The organism is Streptomyces flavovariabilis (assembly GCF_000725785.1).
GTDB classification, from domain to species: Bacteria; Actinomycetota; Actinomycetes; order Streptomycetales; family Streptomycetaceae; genus Streptomyces; species Streptomyces hawaiiensis.
The window spans coordinates 1-3,793 of record NZ_JNXD01000062.1 but is presented as its reverse complement, the minus strand read 5'-3'; the positions used below and the strand labels follow the sequence as shown (position 1 = coordinate 3,793).

Annotated in this window: 5 protein-coding genes; 4 read left to right on the top strand and 1 reads right to left on the bottom strand. The window is 60.9% G+C overall.

The features are described from left to right. Positions 1-427: 427 nt before the first annotated feature. Complete coding sequence (locus IO24_RS44145; RefSeq protein ID WP_157851359.1) at positions 428-1,507, bottom strand: M35 family metalloendopeptidase; 1,080 nt, start codon at positions 1,505-1,507, stop codon at positions 428-430. A gap of 303 nt (positions 1,508-1,810) precedes the next feature. On the opposite strand from IO24_RS44145, the gene IO24_RS0139825 reads away from it, so the two are divergent. From IO24_RS0139825 to IO24_RS0139810, 4 genes are all read left to right on the top strand, one after another. Further along, positions 1,811-2,170: a hypothetical protein gene (locus tag IO24_RS0139825; protein ID WP_157851358.1), complete on the top strand. Its 360-nt coding sequence runs from the start codon at positions 1,811-1,813 to the stop codon at positions 2,168-2,170. A gap of 231 nt (positions 2,171-2,401) precedes the next feature. Further along, positions 2,402-2,644: a hypothetical protein gene (locus tag IO24_RS0139820; protein WP_031144732.1), complete on the top strand. Its 243-nt coding sequence runs from the start codon at positions 2,402-2,404 to the stop codon at positions 2,642-2,644. A gap of 283 nt (positions 2,645-2,927) precedes the next feature. Next, the gene (locus IO24_RS45490) at positions 2,928-3,212 is read left to right on the top strand and encodes a hypothetical protein (RefSeq protein ID WP_157851357.1); all 285 of its coding nucleotides are present in this window, start codon (positions 2,928-2,930) and stop codon (positions 3,210-3,212) included. A 19-nt stretch (positions 3,213-3,231) separates the two neighbouring features. Then, complete coding sequence (locus IO24_RS0139810; RefSeq protein WP_031144730.1) at positions 3,232-3,492, top strand: hypothetical protein; 261 nt, start codon at positions 3,232-3,234, stop codon at positions 3,490-3,492. The last annotated feature ends 301 nt before the right edge of the window (positions 3,493-3,793 follow it).

Genomic DNA, 3,793 nt, shown 5'->3' with positions numbered 1-3,793 from the left:
CCTCCGGGCTGCGCCCGGAGGCAAGCGAACACCCGCGCTGCGCGCGGATGTTGCGCTCACACTCCGCGTGAGCGCTGCTGCTCGCTGCGCGAGCAGCCCACCGGCCTTGCTCCGCAAGGCCGGTGACGCTCCGTCCGCTGCGCTCCCGGAGCTTCGGGACCTGCGGCCCCGCAGGGCGGCCTCCGCTGCGCTCCAGCCACCCCATGGCGCTGCGCGCCCCACAGGCCGGCCCCGCTGCGCGGTGCGGCCAACGGGCCTACGGCCCGAGCAGCAAGGAGAGGGGGTGGCGGGTGACCCTGCATCAGGTGGTACACCACGTAGGCCTGACAGAACCAGCCCGCCGTGATTCAAACTGCATCTCCAGATTTACTCTGGAATCAAGGTGGGGCCCCCTGCTCACCTCGGACTGGACAGTACATCGCTCACATCAGACGAACTCGGCAAAATATTGGTAGTTGTCGGGGTTCATCACTGCTTTCTTTGGCTCCGAGGTGGCTAGGCTAAGACATCCGTATTGGCCGTATTCATAATCGGTCAGGTAGCAACGGGCATGGCTCCACTCGTGAATGAGTGTGCCGAACTTTGAATCAGGTCCACCATAGGTCGGGCGTGGCCAAAATAGACCGCATAGCCAAATCGTCTTGGCATCCTTATGGGTATAAGCGATGTACGACGGTTGGCATCCCGTTCCTGTGAGGTCGTAAGTCTGGAGGAGTGGAAATTCCGGGTAGTTCAGCACCTTTCTGATAATTGCGTAACTACTTTTGGTCCACTCGTAGCATGTTATCGACGGAAACGGGATGAGGACAACGTTGTTACCAAACCACTTTCGGTAGGTAGAGTTGGTGACCGGATTGTAGTAATGCAACTGGTCACACGCTTTCCCCACCTTATAGATCGCTTGGGCGTGCGCGCGACGGGTTTCCTCTCGCTGGGTCTCGCTGCCGCCGATCAGAATGGGCTGAAATAGCTCACGCTCCACGCCAGGAGGCTCCTCTGTTGGTCGGGACAACTGCTCCGCCAAGCGAGCCGTCTGCCCCAGTGTCATCCTTGGCGCGTCGTCTGGCCTAACAGTGAATGTCACGCTGGTCGGTTCGAGGGCCTGCGGCTCGTGCGCGGCACGGCTTCTGGCAGTCGGTGATGTTCCGGGATAGACGTCGTATAGCGTCATGGCCAATGTCGCCGTGTACTCGCCGGGAACCTGAATAGGGTAGAGGCGCGATATGTCCACCGTGGATGAGTTGGCCTCCCCGGGTGCAAGCGTGATGTATTCGTCATCAGTGGGGTCACCGCGGTTGACCATTCGGCCGTCGTAACTGAGCACAACGCCTTCGAGGCTAACTGAGAGGAAGTTGAGCGCATCGCCGTAAAGCGGTGTATCCCAGGTCAGTAGACAATAGTCCTCACTGCTTGTGTTGCGGATTTCGAAACCTACCGTGATCGGATCACCAAGCCGAAAGCTTGAGGGTGCATGGAGGATGCATTCGAAGGGCTGGTTATTCGGCATGGCTCTTCCTCTTGGCGTGTTGGTGATGTCGTTCGATGTGTCTGTTTCCAGTAGACACCTAAGGCCCGCGCGATGCACACCTGTACACATTGGTTGAGAATTCGATTACCGGAGGCATGTTGATGCCGCAACGTTTGACGTTACTCCTAGTTGACATCGAGACGATCCCAGCGAGTTTCACCATGAGCCCAGATGTGATTTTCTGGTAGGTGTGCAAGGCACGCTCAAAAGCCCAGCTACGGCAAGTTATCGGTTCCGTTTGCAGCCTCGGAGCCTCTCGTACAAGCTTTGCGAGGTATCTCGATGAACAGGTCAATCGACGAGGCTTCGGCTCGTGCGATGTACGCGCCGAGCGAGCCGGTGGAAGACGAAGAGCCGGCTGCACTGGAGGAGGGCCTAGAGCGCCTCACCGGGGTGACCCGGGTGGCGAGCGGCCAGGGACATGGTCAGTTCTGGTTTCCGGTTGTCAGCCCAGTGGTCAATCGCAACAGCGTCGTGCTTGCCTCGATCACGCAACTCGTATCAGGGGCCCCGGAGACCGGATTCGCTCGGATGCAGGTCAGCAACATCGTGCCCCGGGACGGCGGGGTCGTTTTCTGGCTGAACATCGACTGGCCGACCGACCTGGCATTTCGCATCGGATTCCGAGTCGAAGGCACGTAGCGCCGCAGGGGCCGCGGGAGCGCAGCGGACGCCCGGTGCTCCTGCCACGTGCCACAAAGCGGCACTATCAACCTTGAATCCTGTGTTCTGGCCCCACATGAACACATTCATAGTTGATCTCGTCAGCCCCTGTGTCGGCGGCGGCTTCGGAGTGCCTCTCTGGTCGGATGAGTCAGCACCCCGGAGGGCGCCCCGGCACCGAGAATCGGCGGTCGGACACCAGGAGGAGACATGAGCCTGACCACGCTGGTGCAGAACATGGACGACTGGTGCGGGACACCCGTGCCCGGCCACCCGCCCCGCCCGCCGTGGCTGCGCGACATCCTCACTGCGGTGGTCCTGGCCGAGATCTCGGCCAACATGAACAGTGGTGACGAGGGCCGCTCCCTGTACCGCGCCGCTGCTCGCCTCTACGAGGCCGCAGCCGAAAAAGTGGCTCTCAACCCGCAGCCGCTGCCCCCGTTGGAGGAGTAGATCTCCTGACGGCGTGTCGAACCTTGGCCAGTGGGAGCCTCTCCATGCCGGCAGCGTCTCGCCGCCCACGCGACACGCTGAGCGTTCAAGGCCGACCGTTTGGCGCTGTCTTGGCGTAGTCGGTCACGGATCGCCGTCGCAGATCACCGCGTTGATCACGCTGTTCGCCAGATAGCCTGCCGCCCCTCCGCATGCAAGTCGGCCGTCTCCGTGGGATATTTAAGGTACTGCCCGAACTTCAATCTACCCAACGAAACAGGGTGAACGAAAGGGGTGTTATCTCATGGCGATCGTCGAATGCTGGGACTACACGATCACAACTGGCGGGATACAACCGGGACGGTCAATAGGGTGGACTTTCGGCATATTTCCTTGGTCCGGCCGAGCGATCCACGCAACGGCACACATGCCGTACTCGTTCAGCTACAAGTCCTGCACCGTCAGAGACGAGCGCGTGGAACTGCAACCAGGGGGAAGCAACCAGCAGTTCTTTATGGTCACGCTCGCTAATACGGGCGACGCTGCGTTCAACGACATCTACCTCACCCTCTCCTCGATTCGCAGATGACGAGCGAAAGGACCATCCCATGCGTCTCTTCGTCGTTTATGACGCCAGCGGAGAAATTTCCACAGTGGCAACGCAGCCCGAGAACGCACCACAAATCGGTATGACTCTGAGCGCAGGGGAAAATTCAGGGTTCATCGACGTCGCAGAGGTCGCAGCAGACGCCGACCGTGAGACAACCCTGGCGCAGATCAACGAGGTTAGGCGCCGCTACCGCGTTTCGTCGGAGCCCGGGCCACTCAGGCTCGCTGAACGAGACGAGACCGAGCAAGCCGCCGACTAACAGCGGCCGGGGGCGGAGGCGGCAGGCGGGGTGCCGTGCCGGTTGACGATGAGATGGTGCGGCCTCCGATCGTGATCCCCGGTACCAACTGTGGCACTCCTTACTGGGCATCAGTTCGTACGCCAACGGGCAAGGGTCGCGGCCTCCGCCTATGCCCGCACCGGAACGTGCGCGCGCCCGTCCTCGCTCATTGTCTGGGCACCCTAAGACGTCGTTTCTGATGGCGTGATCGCTCGTTGTGCCGTGCATGACGGATCTGCTGGAGCGGTTGGTGCCGGACGAGTTGTGGACACTGTTCCGG

Bases quoted from the DNA above. Each gene is read 5' to 3' on its own strand.
- IO24_RS45490 (WP_157851357.1), top strand. From the start codon at position 2,928: ATGGCGATCGTCGAATGCTGGGACTACACGATCACAACTGGCGGGATA.
- IO24_RS44145 (WP_157851359.1), bottom strand. From the start codon at position 1,507: ATGCCGAATAACCAGCCCTTCGAATGCATCCTCCATGCACCCTCAAGC.
- IO24_RS0139825 (WP_157851358.1), top strand. From the start codon at position 1,811: ATGAACAGGTCAATCGACGAGGCTTCGGCTCGTGCGATGTACGCGCCG.
- IO24_RS0139810 (WP_031144730.1), top strand. From the start codon at position 3,232: ATGCGTCTCTTCGTCGTTTATGACGCCAGCGGAGAAATTTCCACAGTG.
- IO24_RS0139820 (WP_031144732.1), top strand. From the start codon at position 2,402: ATGAGCCTGACCACGCTGGTGCAGAACATGGACGACTGGTGCGGGACA.